Raw genomic sequence first — 24,059 nt, 5'->3', positions numbered from 1 at the left:
CTTCGCTGGATCCCACCGCCTTCCGCCCCTTCGGCAACGTCTCCCAAGACAGTAAGTAGTACGAATACAGGTACGATCCCGATAACAAAATAAATTATGATCTTTTGGGTTTTCAACTTTGTTCTCCTTCCATTGTCTCGTCCGTACTGTCAATAAAAAAGGGACTCGGCTGCTGCCAGCCGAGTCCCTCTTCAAATGATGACCCGTTGTATCGGATCCTTGTTTAGATCTTGTTCAAGTAATCCAACAGACGGTACACGATGACCGATACTTGCGCCCGGGTCGAAGTCTCTTCAGGTGCAAAGCGGTTTCCGTTCATGCCCTTGACGAGCCCCTGCTCAACTGCAAAAGCGACGGCGGAACGCGCATCAGCCGGAATTTGATTCGCATCGCTGAAGGACAATTGGCCTCCCTCGGACTCAACCTTCAATGCTTCGGCAATCATCGTGACCATTTCTACCCGAGTCAGCGGGTTCTTCGCTCCCGCTTCCTTGCTGCGGGTATCCCAATCGATGCCTGTCTCAAAGATGCGGTCCAAGAGCGTAGCGAACTCAGCACGGGTTATGGTGGTGTTCGGCGAGAAGCGTCCGGCCCCTGTGCCATACGTGACATGCTGCGAGGCGGCAACTTCAATCTCATCCTTGGCCCAGTGACCGCTGATGTCATTGAAGGTTACGCTGTTCTCGGCGGCAACGTAGGATGCCGGAACATAGATCCGGAAGGTAATGGAGCCTTTTGCGGCAGAATGCAGTAAGCCGGCGGACACCATGTCTCCTGTTGGCGACTGCATGTAGGCGCCAACCTTGCGCGCATCCTTCACCTTGGCCGAATCATAGTTTAGTGTCAGCAGGATCGAATGCTTGAACTTATCGGCGTGCTTCACCGTTACGAGCGGCGAAACAACATTCAAGCTTGCAGGTTTTCCTGCCTTGCCGGCAGCTACCGACACCGTCAAATTGAATCCGCTGGCCGTCGTGAAATCATCCAGCGCTTCGGCAGGCACCGTCAACGCAAAGCCGTTGCCTTGAATGACCAGCGGCTTGCCGGAGGCTTTTAGCTTATCAACTGTTGCCTTGTTTAAAGTAAATGCGACATCGCTGTACTTCATGAAGTCAAGCTTTGATACATCCAGCTTCACTTCCTTGCCGTCTCCGGCAATTCCTGCATTCACTGCGGTCTCAGACAATGCCGCGGTGGCGGATTCGGTGCCATCCGTATTTTTCTTCGTTGTTACTTTGGCATCGCCCGATACTTCAGGAGCCGGTGTCGATGGAGTCGTAGAACCGCCGCCGGACGATGATCCGCCGCCTCCACCGGAGCCACCGCCTGGGTTACCCGGATCCGGGTTGCCAGGACCCGGAGCACCGGTCAGCTGCAGGTCAACCGTTGCCGTTCCTTCCAGACCTTGACGGTCTTTGACTGAAAGCTCTACCGTATAGTTGCCCGAAGACAGTCCATCAAGCGGAATGGTAAATGCCCCATCCTGCTCAACATCAAAGCTTCCTTCCTTGGCTACGGATTTGTTGGCTCTCTTGATCGTGTATTTGGCATCGAGCCATTCGCTTACGTCGAAGTCGATTGCCCATTCGTCCCACATCGCCGGAGCAGCAGTTACATAGAGATCCTCGATTGTACCGCTTAAGGCAGTCTTATCCTTGCCTGAAAGCTTTACATCTTGTTCTGTATGGATAACCGGCGCTGCTCGCTTGACGAAGAACGGGATGGTGGAGTAATCGGAACTTACTTGCAAATTCGTACCCAAAGCTAAAAGTTCAATGGAGTATAATCCATCCTGAACTTCCACCTCTTCCTCGGTAGCATAATCGCCGTATTTTCCGTTCCAACCGATTGTAAAGGACGTGTTAGCATCAAAGTACCCCTGGTTGCCGAAAATTTGGCCAATTATTCCATCGCCGTCTACCCCCGCTCCTGGGTTCAGACTGTCGTACAGATCAACAATGACGATCTGCATCGGGTTATAAAATTCGAATGAAACATTCAATTTTCCAAGATTTCCGTACTGATCCAGCGGGAAATGCGGAATATATACTTCGGTATCGTTGTACACTTTGGTGTACTTAATTCCTGTAATCTCTAAATTGAAGTAAGCTGCATACGGTACAGAATACGTCCGTGTTCCATTTGTCAGCGTAATATAGCCTTGCTGCTCCGAAACGCCTGTAATGCCTTCCGGCACTTCCAGGGTAACGACCAATTCCTCTTGGCCATTCAGGACGAAGGAGGTTTTATCTACCGTCACCGAGACGCCCGGCGTCTCAACAGTAGGATTGACTGCGACCTTAAACTCTCCCCCGTTTGCCCCCAGCTGCTCTACCCGGATTTTCTTCTGGACCTTTTTAGCTGTCGTCCCCGTAAAGTTGCCGAAACTGATGCTGCCGGTAATGTTTTCATACTCTTTGCTGGTTCCTTTCTCCTGATAAGTTGTCTTGTCGATGACCTTGGCCAACGTGTCCGCTTGAATCGTCTGGAGCGCTTGTACGCGGCCTGCCCCCTGATCATTGACTTCGTACAATTCAGTGTTCAGAACCTTCGCATTGTTCATGAGCGCGACCTTAACATCAAACGGCGACCAATGGCTGTTCTTTTCCAGGATCAGAGCAGCGAGACCAGCAACGTGCGGAGACGCCATGCTCGTGCCCGTGAAGCGATCATACGCTTGGCTGTAATCCGCCTCTGGCGAATCCTTGCCGTATGCCGGTACCGTTGACAGGATGCTCGTTCCTGGTGCTACGACATCCGGTTTAATATCCAGCGTTTTCTTGGCTGGTCCTCTTGAACTCGAGGTGTACATTTCATCCCCTTCGGTTTGGGTCCGCTTGAAATCGGAGAACCGAACTTGAAGGTTCGGATGTTCACCGAGGAGTGTCTTAATCTGCTCCCCTACATCCTTGCTCGTACGGAAGGTCGGGATGAATTGGAAGCTGTCTCCAAGATACGCGATCGGATTATTGGGGTCATTCGTATTGTTGTATATGATTATACCAACGGCTCCTGCTGCCTTCGCACTGGCGATCTTGTCCACGAATGGAATGACGCCTCTTTGAATCAATGCGATTTTGCCTTCAGCGTTTACCCCTTGGAAATCCTCAGGATAACCAAGTCCGCCATAGACCAACTCGAAATCTCCTTGAAGAACAGCTTCAGGATCTTCTGCCAAGTTCCAGGCCATCAAATCCATTCCATATGTTGCTTCAACAACAGTCAACGGTCCATTCTGCTCATCCACAGAACCGTTCCCATCCTGTTCAAGCGGGAGTTGTCCGTTGGTCGACTCTGTTCCTTCGTTCGTTGACGGGGAGTCTACAGGAGTTCCCTGTTCCGAGTCTTGCTCGGTCGATGTACCGGTTGCTGGTACGCTTGTGTCTTCTTCCGTATGACCGGATAGGTTCGATGCCTCTCCATGGCTCTCGGCCTCCGGTTCTGACGTTCCTGCAGATGGTTCTTGTCCAAGATCGGCTTCACCTGCATCCCTTCCTTCTTCCGGAACTGGCGGTTGATCCGGCTGCGTTGCATTTCCCAGCTCTGCCGGAGGATCGCTCGGTTCCGTATTATCCGGCTGATCGCTCTCAAGATCCTCTTCCGCGTAAAAATAACCGGTGGCTGCAATCTCATCACTTGGTCCCGTCGAGTTACCTACAGTTATGGCAAATGCGGAGGTGGCCGGTGACCCGGCCGTCCAGCGGTTCGGACCGCTATTGCCGCTCGCAACAACCGGTGTTACGCCGGCCAATGCGGCATTGTTAACCGCAACCGATGTCACATAATCCGGATCATTGCGGGAATTCCCCAGGGATAGGTTGATGACATCCATGCCATCCTGAACGGCGCGGTCAATGCCGCCAACCACCCAGCTGGAATAACCGCTGCCGTATGGTCCAAGGACCCGATAAGCGTAAATGCTCGCTTCCGGCGCAATCCCCACAACGCCGAATTCGCCGCCTTCCCGTGCAGCAATCGTTCCGGCTACATGTGTTCCATGATCAGTCCAATAAGTGCTGCCATTGTCATCGATCGGATCCGGATTGGTAGGATCATTCTCCCAATCAAGAGGTGTTGCTTCATAAGGGTCGTTGTCATTGTCAACGAAGTCATATCCGCCTTTATATGCGTCCTTCAGGTTCGGATGCTCGTAATCAATGCCGGTATCAATGACACCGACCTTGATGCCTTTCCCGGTGTATCCCAAATCCCACACGTCCGGTGCCCCGATAAAAGGACCCGTATCCTTCATGTAAGGCTTGACTTCGTCAACCTTCGGACCCGCCGTTACTTCCAGATCCGGATACACACCAAGCACGCCAGGGATCTCAAGCAGTGATTCGACTTGGCTCCCTTCGATCTCCATGGAAAGTCCGTTAAATGCATAGCTATACTGATTCGAAACGTCGTGATCGATATTTTTGGAGTCCAGGCTGTCTATAAATTTCTGCTGCTGCTGTTCCACTTGGGCTTCTGCCTGCGCTTCCATCGATGACGTAAAAGATCTGCCCGACAGCGCGGAAATCCCCTTCTTTAACGCAACGGGCTCGGCCGATAGTTCAACAATGACTCTGGTCGGCCCTCCCGTTGATTTCCTTAGACTCTGATCGAGTTCAGGAAACTCGGCCAGCTTCGCCCGATGCTCTAACATCTGCTTCAATTGGAATGCTTCTTCGGTGCTTAACGAACTGCTAAGCTCTTGCGATCCTTCTGTAGGAGCCGCAGCTGCAGGTACAACTAGAGATAGCGCCAGTAGTAAACTTAATAGAATAGATAACCATCTTTTACTCAAAGCTTTGCTCCTCCCCGAAACATAATGTATAAAGCCATGAAACAGGGTCTTGAAACTAGCAGCAAAAACGCCTCTCTATCACCTCTTTCCATGAAAGACTGACCCGTGGTAAATTACTTCGAGGTGTGAATTTTATATTCCTTCATCCTTTTCTGTATTTATTTGTTAAGTATTGTCGGAAGGATAGGAGGTTTTGGCGAAAGCTCGAATAGTAGGGTCCAGCATCATTTCCATGCCTATAAGGCTGCATGGAGTTGCCATCGTAAATCGTCCTGCAGAGATTTTCACTGCAAAAAAATAGCGACACAGGAACCACTCCTGTATCGCTATTTCAAACTAATTTATTGAACTGTTGAATTTGGAGAACTTATTTCGCCGAATTCAATCCATTCAGCTTCCTCAGGCCTCATTCAAAAGCCGCACGAACTCTTCTTCATTATCCAAAATATCAATCCCGAGCTGCTGCGCCTTGGCCAGCTTGCTTCCGGCCTTCTCGCCGGCGATCAGCAGGTCCGTCTTCTTGGAGACGCTGCCCGCCACTTTGGCTCCCAGCGCCTCCAGGCGCTCGGTGGCCTCCTCACGGGTGAGCAGGTGCAGCGTGCCTGTCAGTACGACCGTCTTGCCGCTGAAGAACGAGTCGGTGCTCACCGGCTTCGGCGCCTCCGGTGCCTTCGCCTGCACGCCGAGCGACAGCATCTTCTCGATGCTCGCCCGGTTGAACGGATCCGCGAAATATCCGGCAATGCTCTCGGCCACGATGCCGCCAACGTCCGGCAGCTCCACCAGTTCCTCGGCGGTCGCCTCCATCACGCGGTGAAGATCCCGGTAATGGTCCGCAAGCATTTTGGTCGTGGATTTGCCGGTATTCGGGATGCCAAGCGCGAACAGAAACGCAGCGAGATCCCGCTCCTTGCTCTTCTCGATCGCATCTAGCAGGTTTTGCGCCTTCTTCTCCCCGAACCGCTCCAGCTTAACCAAGCTGTCGAAGGACAGCGTGTACAGCTCGGCCGGCTCCCGCACGCCCAGCTCTTCGTACAGCTGGATCGCCGTCTTATCGCTGAACGTCTCGATATCCATCGCATCCCGCGACGCAAAATGCGTAATCCGCGCCACGATTTGCGGCTTGCACCCCGTCTTGTTGTTGCAGAACAGGTGAGCGCCGCGCTGCTCCAACGGGAATCCGCAGGACGGACACGCCTCCGGATACACAATCTCCTCGCCGTCATTCTCTTCCGTTACCTTGCCGAGGATTTCCGGGATGACGTCGTTCGAACGGCGGATAAAGACGCGGGTACCGAGGGCGAACTTGAGGTTTTTGCGCTCAATATCCCCGATATTGTTCAACGTGCAGTTCTGTACCGTAACGCCTGCCAGCTCGACCGGCTCGACGCGCGCAAGCGGGGTGATTTTTCCCGTGCGGCCCACGTTCCAGGATACCGACTGCAGCACCGTTGTTGTCTCTTCCGCTTCGAATTTGTAAGCAACCGCCCAACGCGGGAATTTATCGGTATACCCGAGCGCCTCGCGAGTGCGGAAATCGGTCACCTTCACGACGGCCCCGTCGATCAGGTAATCCAGCTCGGAGCGGCGTTTCTCGATGTCGGCCAGCTGCTCCATCACGTCATCGAACTGCTCAAAATAGAAAATATACGGATTCACCTTGAACCGGTTCTCCCGCAGGAAATCCATCATTTCCTTGTGGTCCTTAAACGCGACGCCTTCCGAATAACCAATGTTGTAAAAATAAGCGTTCAGCTTGCGCTCGGCCGTTACCTTCGGATTCAGGTTGCGCAGTGCGCCAGCCGCGGCGTTGCGGGCATTCTTAAGTGGCTCAACCGCCGTCTTGTTGTATTCCTCCAGCACCGACAGGTTCATGATGCCCTCGCCCTGCACTTCGATCGTTCCTTCCGTGAATGGAATCGTGAGCGGAACCGATTTGATTGTCTTCACCTGGGAGAGGATGCCCTCGCCCACCACGCCGTTCCCCCGCGTCGAGGCTTGGATGAGCTTGCCGTTCTGATACGTCAAATTCAGCGTAAGCCCATCGAACTTCAGCTCAAGCGCGTAGCAAGGGGTCGGCAGCGGGCTGCCGGGATTCTTCGTATTGTAGTCATTGACCAGCCGGACGACCCGGTCGTGCCAGGTACGAAGCTGCTCAATGTTCTGGGCTTTGTCCAAGCTCCAGAGCGGCGCCAAATGGCGATGCGGCGTAAATCCCTTCAAAATCTCCCCGCCCACCCGCTGGGTAGGGGAATCCGGAAGCGTGACCCCGGTCTCTCTCTCCAATGCTACCAGCTGATCATATAAGGCATCATATTCCTTGTCGCTCACGAGCGGCTGATCCAGCGTGTAGTAATGGTAATTGTATCGGTTTAGCTCCGCGATGAGCTTCTCCATCTGTTCCTTGAACTCCATGCAGGGGGAATCCTCCTTTAATAAAATAAGGGCATCATTCTTCGAACCGTTGAAGCAGGTTTTTGCGAGCTTATGCTTGCAGTTGTAGTGCTTCCCGCTTTCCTATCTCTTACGTCTCTAATTCTAGCCTTTATTCCACTTTCGTAATCGGAGCGAAGCCGGCCAGCAGCCGTTTCACGCCGACCGGTGCCGGGAACGCGATCTGCAGCTCCATGTCGTTGCCGCTGCCTTTGACCGCAACGATCGTGCCGGTGCCCCATTTGCCATGGGCTACTTTATCGCCGGCTTTGAAATCCGAGGTACCGCCGGCTGCAGCTTGACGGGCCGCCCCGCCTGTCGCCATCGTCACACGGCTCTTCGAAGCGGTCTGGGCGGATGCGGTTGAGCCTCCAAGCGACAGATCGCTCGTGCGGGATGCGCCGAAGTTGCTGCCTCCCCCGCCGCCAAAGCCGCGGCCGGCGTACGAGCCGCCGACATTGCCACCGCCTCCGCGGCGGTAGCGGTCATGGGCCATCTGCGTGTCTTCCTTCAGCTCATCCGGAATTTCATCCAGGAAGCGCGAAGGCGGATTAGCCGTGGTCCGGCCGAACAGAGTCCGCATGCGGGCACAGGACAGGAATAACTGCTTTTCCGCACGCGTAATGCCTACATAAGCAAGTCGGCGTTCTTCCTCCAGCTCTTCATTGTCCATAAAAGCGCGGCTGTGCGGGAATACGCCCTCCTCCATGCCAATAATGAAAACAATCGGGAATTCGAGTCCCTTGGCACTGTGCATCGTCATCAGCACGACCGCATCGCTCTTGTCATCCTCGTCGTTATTCATCGTGTCGATATCCGCGATCAAGGCGAGATCCGTCAGGAAGGAGACGAGCGACTTATCCTCATTGTTCTTCTCGAACTCCTGGGTTACCGACAGGAACTCGTCGATGTTCTCGAGTCGGGAACGGGATTCGAGCGTGTTTTCATTTTGCAGCTCAAGCCGGTATTCCGACATCTCCAGCATTTTCTCGGTGAGCTCCGTCACGGACAGGTACTCCACCATCTTGTTCAGTGCGTCAATCATGTCGTAGAAATTAACGAGCGCGTTGCGCGTCCGCCCGGCGAAGCCGAGATCATCCACAACCTCCAGCACACGGAAAATCGAGATGCCCCGCTCTGCGGCGGCAGCCGCAAGCTTCGCTACCGTCGTATCCCCGATGCTCCGCTTCGGTACGTTAATGATTCGCGTCAAACTGATATCGTCATCCGGGTTGGAAATGAGGCGCAGATAGGCCAGCATATCCTTGATCTCTTTGCGGTCGTAGAACTTGATGCCCCCGACGATCTGGTACGGAATGTCCGACTTGATCAGAATTTCCTCGATCACCCGCGACTGGGCGTTCGTCCGGTAGAGAATCGCATGGTCCGCATAGTTTTTGCCGGCCTTGATGTTCTTGCTGATCTCCGAAGTCACAAAATATCCCTCATCATGCTCCGTATCCCCGCGGAACACCTTGATCTTGGGCCCTTCCCCCTGCTCGGTCCACAGGTTTTTCGGCTTGCGGCCTGTATTGAGGGCGATCACGTTGTTGGCGGCATTCAGGATGTTCGATGTGGAACGGTAGTTCTGCTCCAGCAGAATCGTCCGCGCCTCCGGGTAATCCTCCTCAAAATTCAGGATGTTCGTGATATCCGCACCGCGCCACCGATAGATGGACTGGTCGCTGTCCCCGACGACGCAAATCCGGTGATGGCTGTCGGCCAGCATCCTGCACAGCATGTACTGGGCACGGTTCGTATCCTGGTATTCATCCACATGGATGTACTGGAATTTGCGCTGGTAGAAATCAAGAACTTCCGGCACTTCCTTGAACAGCTGGATTGTCGTCATGATCAGATCGTCAAAATCGAGGGAGTTGTTGCTCTTCAGACGCTTCTGGTAATCCACATATACCTTGGCGACCAAGCTCTCGAAATAATCTCCCGCTTTCTGCTCATATTGCTGCGGAGTGATCAGCTCGTTCTTAGCCGCGCTAATGGCGGCTTGGACCGCCTTCGGCTCAAATTTCTTAGGGTCGATGTTATGGTGCTTCATTACATTGCGGATCACGGATAATTGGTCGGTCGAGTCCAGGATGCTGAAGTTCGACGTAAAGCCAAGCCGCTCAATATCCCTGCGCAAAATACGTACGCACATCGAGTGGAACGTCGATACCCAGATATCCTGTCCTTCCCGGCCGACGAGCTTCGAGACCCGCTCCTGCATTTCGCGGGCGGCTTTATTGGTAAAGGTAATCGCCAGGATGCTCCAAGGCGCCGCCTTGCGCGTGGCGATCAGGTACGCGATCCGGTGCGTCAGCACCCGCGTCTTGCCGGAGCCCGCCCCGGCCATGATGAGCAGCGGTCCGTCAGTGGCCTCCACGGCCTGCCGCTGCTGGGGATTGAGGCGCTTGATCGCCTCATGTATGTCAATGGAATGCATAAAGATTGCCTCCTAGGGTGTAAATTTGAGCAATGTGCGTCGTGTTGTGTTTTTTCAAAAAATGGGGTTGTACAAAAAGATCCGGGGTTTGTTTAAGGAATGTTCGGCGGTCTAATTTGGCCTCTGTGGACTAATACTCATGTGCATCGAGACTATAGGAATCGGGCATCAGGTGTCAAGCCTTTCACCGCATTGACCGTCGACAGTGCCTGCTCCAGGTCATCATAAACGATATTGCCGACGATGATGGTATCGGCGCATGCCGCAGCCTCAGCTGCCCGCTCTGCGTTCGTGATCCCCCCGCCGTAAAATAGACGGGCCTGATCAAGCGATCTTCGCACCTTGCGAACAGTCTCCATATCGCCGAACGCACCGCTGTATTCCAAATAGACGACCGGCAGCTGCATGAGCTTGTCCGCCACTTGGGCGTAAGCTGCGGCAGAGCTTGCATCCAGCGTGGTATTCGCACCTGTCAGCTCGGCAACGGCCGCATCCGGATTCAGCACAATATAGCCCTCCGCCACGACCAGCTCCCACGGAATCATATAACCATACCGCTCGATTCCTTCATGATGGCGACCAAGTATCCATGTCGGATCCCCGGTATTCAGCACCATGGGAATCATGTATAAATCAAATCCGGGTACAACGGCTTCCAGATCGGACACCTCCTGCACGCACGGCAGCTCATAGCGGCGAACACGGGACAGGAGATCCACTGTATTTTCATAGGTAACGCCGGTCGAGCCTCCTACCATAATCGCATCGGTTCCCGACATGCATACCGCATCAAGGGCATCGTCGGCGATCTCCTTGTCGGGATCCAGCTTAAACACATGCCGCCAGGATTGTATCAAATCTTTCAAGCGTCATACCTCCACGTTCACGGGTTACTATTATACTAAATTAAGTCTATGCCAGCACGGTATGCAAGTCAATTTATGTTCGCATAAAATACGAACATTTTTTTGGTAATGGTGGGGAAGCGAGGGATGTGAGCTCAAACCGTTTCATGGCGGTTGCAGGGAATGGGACGCGATGAGCATAAAAAGCCCAACCCTCCCCGTTAGCGGGAGAAGATTGGGCAAAGCTTCAAACATCCGGTTATGGTGTTACTTTTCCGCGGTGCGGTTTGGTTGCAGTACGTGGACGTACCATTTTAAACCGGCTTTATGATTGAACAAGCTTACCTTATCCACTACCTCAAACGACCCGCAGGTCTCCATCTCTTGAATTTTGTGTTCCACCATGGCGTAATCGGGATCCTGCTGGTTTTTGTGCGAATACAACGATGTGACGATAACTCCGCCCGGCGTAAGAAACTCGGCGTATTCCAGCAGCTTGGCCGGCGTGTTCGGGACATACTGCAGCGATTCGTTAAAGACGATGACGTCAAAGGATCTCGGCGGCGTGTAATGATTGATGTCGGCGCAATGGAAAATGGAGTTGTCCGCTTTCCTCGAGGCGATTTTGATCGCTTCCTCTGACAGATCGACGCCTACATATGCCGGCTTTTCCTGCTCTGTCAGCAGATCGTACAGGTTCCCCGCACCGCATCCCATATCCAAAATGCCCTCAGTCGCGGCAAATTTCCGAATGTAGCCGTACACGACGGAATACCGGGCGTACTCGGTCATATCGGATAAGTAATCCCACATCTGCGCTTTATACTCTTCGTCCCATTGCTGCTTGCTGCTTTCGATGAAATCTTGAATCATTTTTTCCATGGATGGATTCCTCCCCATATGAAATTAATCGTGGTCTTCAAGTATTCATGCTTAGACAAACGTACTGCAACGTAACCAGGAACATCTGGATGTTAAGGAGCCTTTTCTAATAACATGGATTAGCAGGATTTTAGGAAACGTAGAAAGTGCAGAAAGTGCAAGATGTGCTAGAGGTACAGGAAGTTCAGGAAGTTCAAGAAGCCAGGAAGTACAAGAAGTTCAGGAAATTCAAGAAGTTCAAGAAGCTCAAAAAGTTCAGGAAGCTCAAAAAGTCTAGGAAGTTCTGAAAGTTCTGGAAGTTTAGGAAGTTATGGAAGTTTAGGAAGTTCTGGAAGTACAGAGTGTGATCAAACTTGCAGGAAGTCTGCATGTAGAAACATGGCGAAGGTGATTTAAGATTCATGCTAGTGAGGAATAAACATAGAGTCACATACTCTATTCGATAAAAACAAACAATGCTTGCGGCTTCGTTATAATATCACAATCATCCATATTATGTAAATCACACTGAAGTATGGAATATTAGTCGTAGGCATTTTTCGGATAAAGGTTTCGTCCAGGTTAAAATCTGGGAAGGGCTATGACCGGAAGGTAAGGGGAGAGGCGTCAGATCCGCGAGCAGGTACAGCACGAAGAGTCGCACTAGCAGTGCGGTTATTTTTGGAGTGCATAGCGCAGGCTGATCTTTTCCAGTTCCGGTTCGGTTAGCAGGTCGGAATAGACGCCGTACACGCCCCATTTTTCATAATTGTTCACCGTATTGGCGTTGTTAATGGTGTGCACATACGTGACGGCCCCCGCTTCCTTCAGCTTCGCCACAAAGTTGGGATTTACCCGGTGCCGGCATGGTTACGGCGTCGATATGATTCGCTTTCACGAACGCAATGATCCGCTCCGGCGAGTCTGTTGTCGCATACAGCGTGTAAATGATGGAGGAAAACGGGTAGATCTCCCTCACCATATCCAGCATCGGTTCATTGTATATTTGGATCACCACCCGATCAAGCAATGCCGGGTCCCGTGCCAAGGCAGCCTCTGTCAACTCCGTCAACAGCAGCCGGATGTCCTCATCCTTCTGCTCTTTCGTATCGGTTACGATATAGATATCCGGAACGCTGGCCATCATGTCCATTACTGCATCCACATCCATCGGCTGGTATCGCTCCAATATCGGCGTCTCCATAAACTCCTTGTGGGTCAGGCGGGCCCCCTGCTTCTCCTTCGGCAGCCTGTCCAGCTGGCCAAGCTGTTCGCTCATGCTCGCCGTCCACTCATGCCGTGCTACGACCTTTCGATCAGCCGTCAGCATAAAGTCGATCTCGAATACCCGGGTGCCCTGCTTATAATTAGCGACCATCGCCTCATACGCATTCGTATACGGCTGATCTCCGATACTCCCCGCTGCGTGGGCAATTAGACGATAGGCCGTAAAGCCCTGCCGCTCTTCTGGACCATCCTGTATGTAGACCTGCATAAGTATCACCACTACCGAGAACAATGCACCGACCGCCGCCAATCGTTTCATCGTATCCCCGCCTCCGCCGTAGTCTATTTGCCTCTTCGTCGGTTTGCTTGGTTAATACCCGTCAGGACAGGGCATAAAACGGAAAAACCCGCATTCGGCGCATGCCAAATTGCGGGTTTTTGTTGGGGTGATTAGAGTTATGCAATGTTGCTGAGCAGCCCATCCTTTGCTCTGTTAGTAAGCATTCTTGAAGCCGTTACGGATCGTGCGCAGAATAATCTTGATATCAAACAGAATGGACCAGTTTTCAATGTAAAAAATATCATGCTTGATCCGTTCCTCAATCGACGTGTCGCCGCGCAGCCCATTGCTCTGCGCCCAACCGGTAATGCCAGGCCGAACATGATGCTTCACCATGTATTTCGGAATTTCCTCTTTGAACTGCTCCACATAGTACGGACGCTCCGGTCTTGGACCGACGACGCTCATATGGCCAAACAGCACGTTAAAAAACTGCGGCAATTCGTCGAGACTGGTCTTGCGCAAGAACGAACCGAATTTGGTACGACGCGGATCATTTTCCACGGTCCATCCGGTGTCGACTACGCCTGGCGGCAGCGGCTTCATGGAACGGAATTTATACATGTTAAACGTGCGGCGGTTAAGCCCTACCCGCTCCTGCTTGAAGATCGCCGGCCCGGGCGAGGTCAGCTTGATGCCAATGAAAATACCGACCATGACCGGCAGCGTCAGGATAATCGCCACCAGCGAGAAAATGATATCGAACGCCCGCTTGAATAACCGGTTCGCCGCCAGATCCAGGGGAATATCCCGCACATTGATCATCGGCATGCCCGCAAAGTTGTCGAATACCGGCCGGGCCGGAAGATAATCGAAAAAGTCCGGGATGATGAGCGTACGCACGCCCGCCTTCTCGCAAGCTGCGATGATCTCGGGATATTTGTGATGGGCATTGAGCGGCAAAGCCAGCACAACTTCATCAATAAGCTTTTCGTTCAACACGTTGTCCAGGTCGCTGACCGATCCAAGGATCGGCTTGAAGCGCCTTTCCTCCAGCTCGCTCCATTGCTGGTAATCGTCCAGAAATCCGATCACCTCGTAACCGAGTTCAGGGTACTGCTGCAGATTTTTATAAAACCGCTTGCCTAGCGTTCCAGCACCCACGATGAGGACGAACTGGCGATTGTAGCCTTTTTCCCGGAAATGCTTCAGCGTCTTCTTCAGAAAATAGCGGTACAAGATGATCGACGCTACGTTCAGGATCATGTAGATGGCGAGATACCAGCGGGAGATATTGACCTCCTTCACGAAGAACATCAAGCTGAGCAGGATGAACATCCCAATAAAATGCATTTGGAAGATCTTCATGAACTCGTCGGCAAAACGCTTCTTTCGCTTAGGTGAGTACAACGAAATCATGATGCCCACGGCAACAGCAACCCCGCCGTACACCATACTCCACATCCCGTACGATTCGATGGGAAGCGGCTTTTCATATGGGAACCAGCCGCTTTCGAATTTGATCCACCATGCGAGCAGGAACGACATCTGGATGAACGCAAAGTCGGTCAGCATATAGACTCGGGTCAAGAAGCCCTGATTCTTGCGGATCATGATTTCACCTCCACTCCGCCGGAAGATGAGGGCATCGATGCCGGCCGAATCGGCTTCAGCCGGTTCGTGAGAAGGGCCAGGAGCATTTTCAAACCGACGCCTGCATATACCGCTCCGTTAACCAATATGTTGTACTTCTTCCGGTAATGCTTCCGATGGAACAAAATCATCGCCCGATGGAATTCGTAAATAATTTTGAATGGACGGCGCCGGGCGCTTCCGCCTTTGTAATGCACAATCGTCGTTCGAGGATAGTAGTGGATCCCCCACCCGGCCTGCTTGATCCGGTAGCACCAATCGATATCTTCTCCATACATGAAAAATGTCTCGTCCAACCCGCCTACCTGCTCAATCGTCTCCCGTCGTACCAGCATGAACGCGCCGACCAGGCAATCCACGGGATACTCCTGATCGGGATCGAGATACCCTAGCTGATACTGGTTGAAACGCGGCTCATTAGGAAACAGCTTGCTCAGGCCGAAGGCATAGTAAAAGGAGGCGGAAGGCGTTGGAAAGCCTCTCTTGCACGCCTTGTCCAGGGAACCGTCCGGCAGAATGATTTTGCAGCCCGAGGCGCCCGTTATCGGATTACGGTCCATAAAGGCCACCATCGTTTGTAGCGTATCCCGCTGGATCACGGTGTCGGAATTTAAAAGCAGCACATAACGTCCCTGTGCCGCTGCCATCCCCTGGTTGTTGGCTATGGCAAAGCCGGTGTTTTCTGTATTTTCAATCAACCTAACGAGTGGGAATTCCTGACGAATCGCCTGCACGGAATCGTCCTTCGAATCGTTATCAATGACGATGACTTCATATGTAAATTCGGTCTCCGATGCGTATACCGATTGCAAGCAATCCAACGTCAGCTGACGGGTATTATAGTTCACGATTAAAATGCTAACATCCATTGCTGCATGGCTCCTGACAAATATAGTAATCTATCGACATTATAGCATAGAGTTTGTTGGGAATGTCGGAATTACAAGGAAATCCTGCATGCTTCATATAAAACCTATCAGGATAAAAAATTTAAACAGAAGGCTTTCGGCACGGGATTGACGGTGCAGCTTGCTGCGTCTGATATATCGGATTCGCTCGGCCATACTGCGGCGTGGCGAGAGAAACAGGTCCAGCTGCTCTTTTTGTTCATTGTTTAACCGAGCACCGTAAATTTCCCGAAACTCCTCTGCCTGCCTCCGGAGCAATTCCCTTCCGGTATGTCTCTTAAAGCTCGCCCACTTGCTCTTCAATTTACCAAACCATGTATTGCTTCCGCCTACTACATTATGGTTGTGCTGGCGGTATAGCATTGAAGGCGAGTGGTCATATATCACCGTTCCAAACGCGGATACCAGTAGATAGAACCACCAATCATGCATGAGGATGCTGCCACTGTCAGCCTTCCTACTGTTCACAAACAAATTCCGAGCCGATGCATTCATCGTAATGGTCGCGCCAATCGCGATGTTCTCATATAAGGCATTATAGAAGGATGGTTCCCTAGCCGGAGGCTTGGGCCATACGCCTTGACGATTCAAATGTTCATCCGTTAGATAAGCAGGCGTAAAGATCATCGCAGGCACTTCCGTATGGATCGCTGAATGTAAACGAGCTACAGCCGACTCTACTTTATGCTCCAGCCACACATCATCTTGGTCACAGAAGCAAAAGTAATCCGCAGTCGGATCCGAGCTCCGCAGCAATTCGAAAAAGCTTGCCACGACGCCGATATTATTGCCATGCATTACGGTAATCCGATCGGGATATTCTGCCTCCATTCTCTTCAGAAGGTCGGGCGTTTCATCCGAAGAACCATCATCCCGTATGAGCAATGAAATGGAAGGATATCGCTGCTGAAGAATACTATGAATCTGTTCCTCGACATAAGCGGCTCCATTATATGTAGATAGTAATACTTGTACTTTTTCCATATCCCCCCGTACCTCCGATAAAACACCTGTACTGGCTAAACGAAAGACCCGATCTACAGATCAGGTCTTGTCAGTCGCTGTATTTATCTTAAGTATAAATCAGGGTCCTTCTTCATATCTACCATAAACTGCTTCAGCCCATCTCTCCAATGCGGTAAATCCTGCAGTTGGTTGATCCGAATCGCAAGATGATCCATCACCGAAAAGGCTGGCCGGGGAGCAGGTCGTGGAAATTGTGCTGTGGTGCATGGTTCCAGTTTCGCGGTTATGGTCAGTCCTATTTGCTCACGTGCTGCTTCAAAAATAGCCTCCGTAAACTCATACCATGTGCAAGATCCGCTATTGGAAGCATGGTAGATGCCGTATTTCTCAGTTGGTAGTAGTTGCAACAGGAAGCGGGCTAAATCCACCGTATAGGTTGGAGATCCCTTCTGGTCATGGACAACCTGCAGCACAGGTTTTTCCTGTCCGAGCCGCAGCATCGTTTTAACGAAATTGCTACCATTCAGGCCAAAAACCCAGGAAGTTCTCACGATAAACCATTTGGAGCAGAAATCGCGCACCATCTGTTCGCCGGCAAGCTTGGATTGACCATATACCGTCTTCGGATCCGTCGGATCATATTCCGAGTACGGCCGGTCGCCATTACCGTTGAATACATAATCCGTGCTAATATAAATCAGTTTGGCGCCTACCTTCTCTGCGGCAAGCGCAATATTTCGTGTTCCGATCGCATTCACGAGATAAGCACCTTCGGCATCCGATTCAGCAGCATCCACAGCTGTATAAGCAGCACAGTGGATAACAGCCTCGGGGCGACACTTCGACATGACATCGAAGCATTGATCCAAATCCGTGATATCCAGCTTGGCACGGCCAAGCCCCTCTACCTCATGTCCCGATCCACGAAAACACTGCACAACGTCCTGCCCGAGCTGACCGTTTGCTCCGGTTACCAGGACTCTCATGCTTTATCACCTAACCGACCACTGTACTGCTTCGTCATATAATCCCGATAGGCTCCAGACTGGATCCGGGTCCACCATTCCTTATGGTTTAAGTACCATTGGATCGTTTCCTTAATACCTGTCTCAAAATTATGCTTCGGCTTCCAGCCAAGCTCCTCCGTAATCTTCGTCGGGTCTATGCCATAGCGCCGGTCGTGACCAGGTCTGTCCTCCACATAGCGGATAAGGGATTCCGGCTTCCCAAGCTCCTTCAAAATGGTTTGGACGATATGAATGTTCGTCCGCTCGTTGTTGCCGCCGATGTTATAAACCTCGCCGATGCGTCCTTGTCGAATGACCAGATCAATGGCACTGCAATGGTCCTCGACATACAGCCAGTCCCGAATATTCAACCCGTCGCCATAGATCGGCAGCGACTCATCATGTAATGCGCGGGATATCATGAGCGGAATGAGCTTTTCGGGGAATTGATACGGCCCGTAGTTGTTGGAGCAACGGGTAATATTTACCGGCAATCCGAACGTCTCGTGATAAGCTCTTACGAGCAGATCGCCCCCCGCCTTGCTGGCCGAATACGGACTGTTTGGAGCCAGCGGCGTCGTCTCGCTGAATAGTCCTGTCTCCCCCAGAGATCCGTAAACTTCGTCCGTAGAAACCTGCACAAACTTCGTTACCCCGTATTTCTTCGCGGCATCAAGCAGAACTTGCGTACCCAGGACATTGGCATTAACAAATGCCTCCGGCTCCAAGATGCTGCGATCCACGTGGGATTCAGCCGCAAAGTTTACGACAACATCGATACCACTCTTGAAGACTTCATCCACTTTCCCTTTATCAGCGATATCTCCGTGAACAAAGGTATAGTTCGGTTCATTCTCCACCGATTTCAGATTTTCTAAATTTCCTGCATACGTAAGAGCATCCAGATTAATGATCTCATCCTGTGGATGCTGCCGCATCAAATATAAAATGAAATTACTGCCGATAAAACCGGCACCGCCGGTAACCAAGATTTTCATAAGTATCTCCCTTACTCAAAGTTCATCTCTGCGTCTTTCAACAGCGGATGCCGCTGGTCCTTATCCGATAAAATCGGCTGGGATGTCGGCCAATCGATGCCAAGTGCCGGATCATTCCATAATATGCCGCGGTCATGTTCAGGGGAATAATATTCGTCCACTTTATAGAGGACTTGGGTATTGGGAACGAGCGTGCAAAAGCCGTGCGCGAACCCCTTCGGCACAAGCAGCTGCCGCTTGTTGTGCTCGCTCAATATCACTCCACCCCATTGACCAAAGGTAGGGGAGTTCTTCCGAATATCTACGATTACATCATATATTGCTCCGGTCAGCACTCGAACAAGTTTCGTCTGGGCTTTCGGGTTTAATTGGTAATGCAGCCCCCGAAGAACACCAGGTTCTGCAGACAAAGAATGATTATCTTGAATAAAGTTGTAGTTGATGCCATTTTGCTTAAAAAGGGAATCGCTGTAGCTTTCCATAAAAAAACCCCGGTGATCGCCGTGGACCACCGGTTCAATGATAAGAGCATCTGTGAGTTTTAAAGGAGTGACGTTCATGGGTATTCCTCCCTAACTACAGTTTAAGTTTACCAAAGTCGTCTCCAAACTGAACGTCTTTGGCCAATTCATTGGCACGGGCGAGCGAGGCGTGGGTCCCTGCGTCGGTCCACCAGCCTTGGAGTATATCAAAAGTAAGCTCTCCTCGTTCAATATATGCATTATTTACATCGGTGATCTCCAATTCACCTCGAGGGGAGGGTTTCAATGTCTTAATGATATCAAAAACGGAGGAATCATACATATAAATTCCCGTAACTGCATACTGCGACTTCGGGTACGATGGCTTCTCTTCAATGGAGACGATCCGATCACCCTCAAGCTCCGGTACTCCAAAACGCTGGGGATCTGAAACTTCTTTAATCAGGATCTTGGCACCTGACTTCTGTTGCTTGAATTTGGACACATAGGAAGAAATATCGTCTTCAAAAACGTTATCGCCGAGAATGACAGCAATCTGCTCTTCTCCGGCAAATTGTTTTGCGAGATATAGAGCCTGTGCAATGCCCCCAGCTTCGTCCTGCACTTTGTAGGTAAAGGAGACACCCATATCACGACCACTACCGAGAAGATTTACGACATCCCCCATATGATCCTTACCTGTGACAATGAGGATATCCGTCAGGCCAGCCTGACGGAGCTTATATACCGGATAGAATATCATTGGGTACTTTCCAACCGGGAGTAAGTGTTTGTTTGTAACTTTAGTTAAGGGATGCAGGCGTGAACCAGTGCCTCCGGATAGGATGATGGCTTTCATTTCAATCTCCTTTTTTGTGTAGAAGTCACAATACCATAACAACTGTACCACAAATAATTAGAGCTATCCCTATCAATTGATAAGTAGTTGTTTTTTCCTTGAGGTAATACTTTGAAATTAAAAATGTCCATATGTAAGTAATGGAAGTTAACGGGTATACCAATGTGTATGGAGCAAACTTTAATACTACTATATTTATAATAGCCCCAATAAAATACAAAGAGGCTCCGAAAGTCAACAATCCTAAAAATAATTTGATCTTTTTTGAACCTAGGTGGTTTGTTGATTTCTTAAAAAACAATCCACCTAGTGAACCCATTATTGTCATAAGCAAAATTAATAAAATAGTCTTAATCATGTTGATTGACACCTATTGTAATGGCACCTAATGAGATTATGAGTATTCCCAAGCATTTTTGTAAGGTAATTTCTTCATTCAAGAAAAAAAATCCAATAAATACTGAAAAAATATAGCCCACACATAATAGTGGCTGTAAAACAGATAAATTTCCATATTTATAAGCTATTATCATAAATGCAGCGCCGAAGATATACAGTATCAATCCTAACAAGACTAACAGCAGATTTGTTCCTTCTGATACTTTCCATAGAGCTTGCCCTATAGAAGTGATCAACGCTGAACAAAGAATAAATCCTATTCCAATCTTGTGGTTTATAAATAGAATTTGATCATCGCTTCGTTTACTAATTAGTGCCACCTCTTAAATTAGAGTTTTTACCTACAAAGACAGTTAAGAAAGCTAAGAACATCACCAACACATTCCCGTACGAGTAACGAAAATCCTGGGCAGGAATTGCTGCTAACAACATCCCTGTATTCAGCATCACAGGTAACGAAATTAATGAATACTTCCAATTCCCCCTCAAAATATTAACAAAAGAAAAGAGAATGATTAAAAAAGTATAGATTGCAGGTCTCCAGATTATATTTAGAGGATACAACCATGTGGAGTTTAATATTTGATTTATAACACTTGTTAATTTTTCATTTATTACTATGCTTGTCAAACCCATTTTTTCCCCAATCTCTTTTGGGTAAATATCCGTTAAATATAGTGTCGAGACCCCATCATTAAATTGCTTTATCTGCCATACTACAGAGACTTGCTTAAGATATGCCTTAATAACTAGCTTAGGGTTATTAAATGAAACAACTAACCATTGCTTGAGGAACTCATTTTTATTTTCCAATAAGAAGCTTCTATTGAATTGTTCATTAAATTTTATAGGATCAACCGAGTAGGGATTATATAATTTCCTCCACATATCAAGAGGTAAAACCTCATTAAAAAAATCTTTCTGCTCCTGGGCCAAATTTCCATCTTGTGCAATAACGCTTGCAATAAGTTGCGTAGGAATTGCAAGTGCTTCATTCGGATCTGAAGATTTTACATTGAAAAAATTATAGAGCGGACCAGTGATTATTAATTGAACAACTACCACAATAATTGAAATAAAATAGACTTTTTTTAGATCTGATTTAAATATTATAGCTAATATAACCAATGTAACAACGAATACTAACAGACCATTATGCCTGAACATAATAAAGCCAAGACTAGAAATAAAGTATAAAAAGATATTTAAATTAGAATCTAGCCAATTGCCTCTAGTTTTTATTAAGTTAAAGATAAAAATGGAGAACAATAACATACATGCACTATACAAGATATCTTTCCACATAGTTATTGAATATATTCCGTTTATAGGGATTAAAGACATGCATAGCACGATCATCCATATCAGAAATTTCCTTACTCCATACTTCTCAAAGGTATATCCCAAATATCCAATTATAAATGCGAGAATAAGAATTTGAACTACAGAATAGGCCGCAGGGCTTTTCCATATTATTGTGGTTAGCATAATAAACCATGTATGTGCTACAGGATGCCAATCATTAAACTCATGACTAATTGTTTGAGACCATTGATCTAAGGAATCTGGTGACATTGCTCCAGGAAAATATGATATAAGATAAAAACTATAAATGACTATACTCGGTAGAGAATAAATAAGTATTCTATATTTACCTATCAGAGATGTCCCAGTAGCATTTGAATCATAACTCAATAAATTATAAGTAGTGTACAATACTAAGCACATCAAAGAAATTACTGCAAGGACACTTATTATTAAATTACCTAATAGTGATTTAGACGCATCAAATCTTGAACCTATAAGACTCAAAAATAGCAAAAAAGAAAAAATGAAGTAGAAAATATAAATCCATATTTTGGTTTTATAATTGAATGACTTATACGGTTTAAATACTTCCCCCTTTATACTAGCCTGAATTGATTTCACACAAAAAATTAGTAGAAATGAGAATAACAACAATATTACAAACATTTGATTTGGTATAAGAACATAAATAAGGCAGGTGGAAAAAATCACTGCAACAATCCACATTAATGCTGTTTTTTCTTTTAGTTCAATATTCATTTCCTGCCTTCACCAACTTCATTGTTTTATGTAGTTCAAGTTCATACTGCTTCCGAGAATTTGAAACTACTGTATCAAGAATAAGTCCACACGATAGGGAAATAATCGCCAATAACATAAATCCTGTCGCAAGAACTGCTGATGGTAATCTCGGTACCAAACTTGTTTTAAGATACTCAAAAATCACGGGAAGTCCAATTATTAAACCTATCAATACAAAGATGGTAGACCAACAAACAAAAAAGATTAACGGTTTATAGTCTTTGAATAAAGTGAATATTGTCTTCAATACCTTGAACCCGTCAGTTAGAGTACTGAGTTTTGAAAAACTCCCTTCCGGACGATCTCGATAATTAATAGGTACTTCCTTAATTAAAAACCTCTTATCCAAAGTATGAATTGTCAGTTCAGTTTCTATTTCAAATCCAGGACTCATAGCTGGAAACGACTTCACATAGAGTTTATTAAATGAACGATAACCTGTCATAATATCATTTATGTTACTTTTATAAAGCTTATTAATTAAATTTTTGACTAAATTGTTACCTAAATCATGTAATGGTCTTTTGTTTTCATTAAAATATGAACCATTTGATAATCTATCCCCTATCACCATATCTGCTTCTTGGTTAATTAGTGGCTCCAATAGTTGGTGAACGTACTCAGCAGGATATGTATCATCTCCATCAACCATAACATAATAATCTGCATCAATATTTAAAAACATAGATCGTACAACATTACCTTTCCCTTGCCTAAATTCCTTCTTCACGATAGCTCCATGCTCAGTTGCAATTTTCGCGGTATTGTCACTTGAGTTATTATCATACACATATATTTTTGCATTAGGTAGCTCTTTTTTAAAGTCATCTATGACTTTACCAATCGTTTGTTCCTCATTGTAACAAGGTATAAGAATCGCTACTTCCATAAACAAATATCTCCCTTATTATGTGTTTTCCTTTTCTTTATTAGGCTAATGATGAAGTTGCGTGTCCAAAGCTCTTTTTTTCGCAAATTTTCGTTTATAGCTTCATCCACTTAATTTTTTAGAGACTGGTTATGGCAACAACCTCATAGTCTCCCCTTTATTGTTAAAGTAGCTGTACCAATCATTCAGATTTTGATTTGTTAATTTTCTTCAATTGGATCACATTTAAAACTAGAAAAGAAAGACTAGAAATAAAGATTAAAGAAAATAAGCAACTAATCCACCGTTGAATGTTAGTTGTAGGTACTAAATTGGTTTTTACTGTATAGCTGTAATCACCACTATCAGGAGAATACAAATCATGTGTCTCTTTGTGATTACCTTCGTTTATAGAGATATTCCCAGACCAAGCATGTTTTAAAAATTTGATCCTTATATCCTGGGCTTTTGGTAAATCAAAAACAATTTTGTCAGGTTGGCTGCCAGAATTCACTATTGCTCCTTCTTTTTCAGTCCAAACATTTTTGTTTCTTATCATAGGAACGTCTTTCAGTTCTACTTTTCTATCATCTATATATATACCTGTAATCCATACCTCAGAGCCATTTGATTTTGGATTCTTAGTTATACTGGGTACTATCTCCACTGAAGTCGGCTTATAGTTTTTCACAATCAAACTATCGTTAAACACCAGAACACATATTATTGAAACACACAAAGAAACTAAAACCAGGCCTATTCTTCCCCCTACATTTTTAGAAATAACGTATTTATTTATTAAGTAAAACACCAAAGTATTCAATATAAATAGGTAGCAAAAAACAAATATGAGCTGTAAAACTGTCTGAATTGTATACTGACTTATTACTTCTGTTAAATATATCGAATTTATCACAATAACAATTAAAACCGGGATGATTTTTTTCATA

Annotated in this window: 20 protein-coding genes; 1 reads left to right on the top strand and 19 read right to left on the bottom strand. The window is 47.9% G+C overall.

The window, feature by feature from the left end:
• Positions 1-223: 223 nt before the first annotated feature.
• The 5 genes from BBD41_RS30505 to BBD41_RS17170 all read right to left on the bottom strand — a co-directional run bounded on the left by BBD41_RS30505 (position 224) and on the right by BBD41_RS17170 (position 11,395).
• Complete coding sequence (locus BBD41_RS30505; RefSeq protein WP_099478328.1) at positions 224-4,792, bottom strand: S8 family serine peptidase; 4,569 nt, start codon at positions 4,790-4,792, stop codon at positions 224-226.
• A 399-nt stretch (positions 4,793-5,191) separates the two neighbouring features.
• On the bottom strand, positions 5,192-7,207 hold the full coding sequence (ligA, locus tag BBD41_RS17185; RefSeq protein WP_099478327.1) for an NAD-dependent DNA ligase LigA: 2,016 nt from the start codon (positions 7,205-7,207) through the stop codon (positions 5,192-5,194).
• Positions 7,208-7,337: 130 nt separating this feature from the next.
• Positions 7,338-9,668, bottom strand: a complete 2,331-nt coding sequence (gene pcrA, locus BBD41_RS17180; RefSeq protein ID WP_099478326.1) for a DNA helicase PcrA — start codon at positions 9,666-9,668, stop codon at positions 7,338-7,340.
• Positions 9,669-9,820: 152 nt separating this feature from the next.
• Positions 9,821-10,534 carry a heptaprenylglyceryl phosphate synthase gene (pcrB, locus tag BBD41_RS17175; protein ID WP_099478325.1) on the bottom strand — a complete coding sequence of 238 codons (714 nt, stop codon included), beginning with the start codon at positions 10,532-10,534 and terminating at the stop codon, positions 9,821-9,823.
• Positions 10,535-10,780: 246 nt separating this feature from the next.
• The gene (locus BBD41_RS17170; protein WP_099478324.1) at positions 10,781-11,395 is read right to left on the bottom strand and encodes a class I SAM-dependent methyltransferase; all 615 of its coding nucleotides are present in this window, start codon (positions 11,393-11,395) and stop codon (positions 10,781-10,783) included.
• A gap of 146 nt (positions 11,396-11,541) precedes the next feature.
• Between BBD41_RS17170 and BBD41_RS29825 the strand changes: the two genes are divergently transcribed.
• Positions 11,542-11,682, top strand: coding sequence for a hypothetical protein (locus BBD41_RS29825; RefSeq protein ID WP_157929314.1), 141 nt, complete (start codon positions 11,542-11,544; stop codon positions 11,680-11,682).
• Between the two features lie 367 nt (positions 11,683-12,049).
• On the opposite strand, the gene BBD41_RS30475 is transcribed toward BBD41_RS29825, so the two are convergent.
• The 14 genes from BBD41_RS30475 to BBD41_RS17105 all read right to left on the bottom strand — a co-directional run bounded on the left by BBD41_RS30475 (position 12,050) and on the right by BBD41_RS17105 (position 24,058).
• Positions 12,050-12,178, bottom strand: coding sequence for a hypothetical protein (locus BBD41_RS30475; protein WP_257790683.1), 129 nt, complete (start codon positions 12,176-12,178; stop codon positions 12,050-12,052).
• Complete coding sequence (locus tag BBD41_RS17165) at positions 12,165-12,920, bottom strand: phosphatidylinositol-specific phospholipase C/glycerophosphodiester phosphodiesterase family protein (RefSeq protein ID WP_237086821.1); 756 nt, start codon at positions 12,918-12,920, stop codon at positions 12,165-12,167. The genes BBD41_RS30475 and BBD41_RS17165 overlap by 14 nt, the downstream gene beginning before the upstream one ends.
• A 174-nt stretch (positions 12,921-13,094) precedes the next feature.
• Positions 13,095-14,495 carry an undecaprenyl-phosphate glucose phosphotransferase gene (locus BBD41_RS17160; protein WP_099478323.1) on the bottom strand — a complete coding sequence of 467 codons (1,401 nt, stop codon included), beginning with the start codon at positions 14,493-14,495 and terminating at the stop codon, positions 13,095-13,097.
• Positions 14,492-15,403 (bottom strand): glycosyltransferase family 2 protein, encoded by a 912-nt coding sequence (locus BBD41_RS17155; RefSeq protein ID WP_099478322.1) that lies wholly within the window; start codon positions 15,401-15,403, stop codon positions 14,492-14,494. Before BBD41_RS17155 ends, BBD41_RS17160 begins: the two co-directional genes overlap by 4 nt.
• A gap of 93 nt (positions 15,404-15,496) precedes the next feature.
• Entirely contained in the window at positions 15,497-16,426 is a 930-nt protein-coding gene (locus BBD41_RS17150) for a glycosyltransferase family 2 protein (RefSeq protein WP_099478321.1), read from the bottom strand.
• Between the two features lie 83 nt (positions 16,427-16,509).
• Complete coding sequence (gene rfbD, locus BBD41_RS17145) at positions 16,510-17,394, bottom strand: dTDP-4-dehydrorhamnose reductase (RefSeq protein WP_099478320.1); 885 nt, start codon at positions 17,392-17,394, stop codon at positions 16,510-16,512.
• Positions 17,391-18,413 (bottom strand): dTDP-glucose 4,6-dehydratase, encoded by a 1,023-nt coding sequence (gene rfbB / locus BBD41_RS17140; protein ID WP_099478319.1) that lies wholly within the window; start codon positions 18,411-18,413, stop codon positions 17,391-17,393. Before rfbB ends, rfbD begins: the two co-directional genes overlap by 4 nt.
• 11 nt (positions 18,414-18,424) lie before the next feature.
• A complete protein-coding gene (gene rfbC / locus BBD41_RS17135; RefSeq protein ID WP_099478318.1) occupies positions 18,425-18,973 on the bottom strand; it encodes a dTDP-4-dehydrorhamnose 3,5-epimerase in 549 nt (182 codons plus the stop codon).
• Between the two features lie 16 nt (positions 18,974-18,989).
• On the bottom strand, positions 18,990-19,733 hold the full coding sequence (locus BBD41_RS17130; protein WP_099478317.1) for a sugar phosphate nucleotidyltransferase: 744 nt from the start codon (positions 19,731-19,733) through the stop codon (positions 18,990-18,992).
• Positions 19,734-19,758: 25 nt separating this feature from the next.
• Positions 19,759-20,091, bottom strand: a complete 333-nt coding sequence (locus BBD41_RS17125; RefSeq protein ID WP_099478316.1) for a DMT family transporter — start codon at positions 20,089-20,091, stop codon at positions 19,759-19,761.
• Positions 20,084-20,452 (bottom strand): EamA family transporter, encoded by a 369-nt coding sequence (locus tag BBD41_RS30665; RefSeq protein WP_206098251.1) that lies wholly within the window; start codon positions 20,450-20,452, stop codon positions 20,084-20,086. The genes BBD41_RS17125 and BBD41_RS30665 overlap by 8 nt, the downstream gene beginning before the upstream one ends.
• A complete protein-coding gene (locus tag BBD41_RS17115) occupies positions 20,439-22,199 on the bottom strand; it encodes a DUF6020 family protein (RefSeq protein WP_099478315.1) in 1,761 nt (586 codons plus the stop codon). Before BBD41_RS17115 ends, BBD41_RS30665 begins: the two co-directional genes overlap by 14 nt.
• On the bottom strand, positions 22,189-23,130 hold the full coding sequence (locus BBD41_RS17110; protein WP_099478314.1) for a glycosyltransferase family 2 protein: 942 nt from the start codon (positions 23,128-23,130) through the stop codon (positions 22,189-22,191). Before BBD41_RS17110 ends, BBD41_RS17115 begins: the two co-directional genes overlap by 11 nt.
• A 181-nt stretch (positions 23,131-23,311) precedes the next feature.
• Positions 23,312-24,058, bottom strand: coding sequence for a hypothetical protein (locus tag BBD41_RS17105; protein ID WP_099478313.1), 747 nt, complete (start codon positions 24,056-24,058; stop codon positions 23,312-23,314).
• Position 24,059: the final 1 nt, after the last annotated feature.

The organism is Paenibacillus ihbetae (assembly GCF_002741055.1).
Taxonomy (GTDB): Bacteria; Bacillota; Bacilli; order Paenibacillales; family Paenibacillaceae; genus Paenibacillus_AQ; species Paenibacillus_AQ ihbetae.
Note: the sequence above shows the minus strand (reverse complement) of the source record. Positions and strands in the feature narration are given on the sequence as shown.

What these genes read in the sequence shown, in the direction of transcription:
- BBD41_RS17105 (WP_099478313.1), bottom strand. Translation starts at nt 24,058, where the DNA reads ATGAAAAAAATCATCCCGGTTTTAATTGTTATTGTGATAAATTCGATA.
- BBD41_RS17110 (WP_099478314.1), bottom strand. Translation starts at nt 23,130, where the DNA reads ATGGAAGTAGCGATTCTTATACCTTGTTACAATGAGGAACAAACGATT.
- BBD41_RS17165 (WP_237086821.1), bottom strand. Translation starts at nt 12,920, where the DNA reads ATGAAACGATTGGCGGCGGTCGGTGCATTGTTCTCGGTAGTGGTGATA.
- rfbC (WP_099478318.1), bottom strand. Translation starts at nt 18,973, where the DNA reads ATGAACGTCACTCCTTTAAAACTCACAGATGCTCTTATCATTGAACCG.
- BBD41_RS17125 (WP_099478316.1), bottom strand. Translation starts at nt 20,091, where the DNA reads ATGATTAAGACTATTTTATTAATTTTGCTTATGACAATAATGGGTTCA.
- pcrA (WP_099478326.1), bottom strand. Translation starts at nt 9,668, where the DNA reads ATGCATTCCATTGACATACATGAGGCGATCAAGCGCCTCAATCCCCAG.
- rfbD (WP_099478320.1), bottom strand. Translation starts at nt 17,394, where the DNA reads ATGAGAGTCCTGGTAACCGGAGCAAACGGTCAGCTCGGGCAGGACGTT.
- BBD41_RS17130 (WP_099478317.1), bottom strand. Translation starts at nt 19,733, where the DNA reads ATGAAAGCCATCATCCTATCCGGAGGCACTGGTTCACGCCTGCATCCC.
- BBD41_RS17115 (WP_099478315.1), bottom strand. Translation starts at nt 22,199, where the DNA reads ATGAATATTGAACTAAAAGAAAAAACAGCATTAATGTGGATTGTTGCA.
- ligA (WP_099478327.1), bottom strand. Translation starts at nt 7,207, where the DNA reads ATGGAGTTCAAGGAACAGATGGAGAAGCTCATCGCGGAGCTAAACCGA.
- BBD41_RS17170 (WP_099478324.1), bottom strand. Translation starts at nt 11,395, where the DNA reads ATGGAAAAAATGATTCAAGATTTCATCGAAAGCAGCAAGCAGCAATGG.
- rfbB (WP_099478319.1), bottom strand. Translation starts at nt 18,413, where the DNA reads ATGAAAATCTTGGTTACCGGCGGTGCCGGTTTTATCGGCAGTAATTTC.
- BBD41_RS17160 (WP_099478323.1), bottom strand. Translation starts at nt 14,495, where the DNA reads ATGATCCGCAAGAATCAGGGCTTCTTGACCCGAGTCTATATGCTGACC.
- BBD41_RS17150 (WP_099478321.1), bottom strand. Translation starts at nt 16,426, where the DNA reads ATGGAAAAAGTACAAGTATTACTATCTACATATAATGGAGCCGCTTAT.
- BBD41_RS17155 (WP_099478322.1), bottom strand. Translation starts at nt 15,403, where the DNA reads ATGGATGTTAGCATTTTAATCGTGAACTATAATACCCGTCAGCTGACG.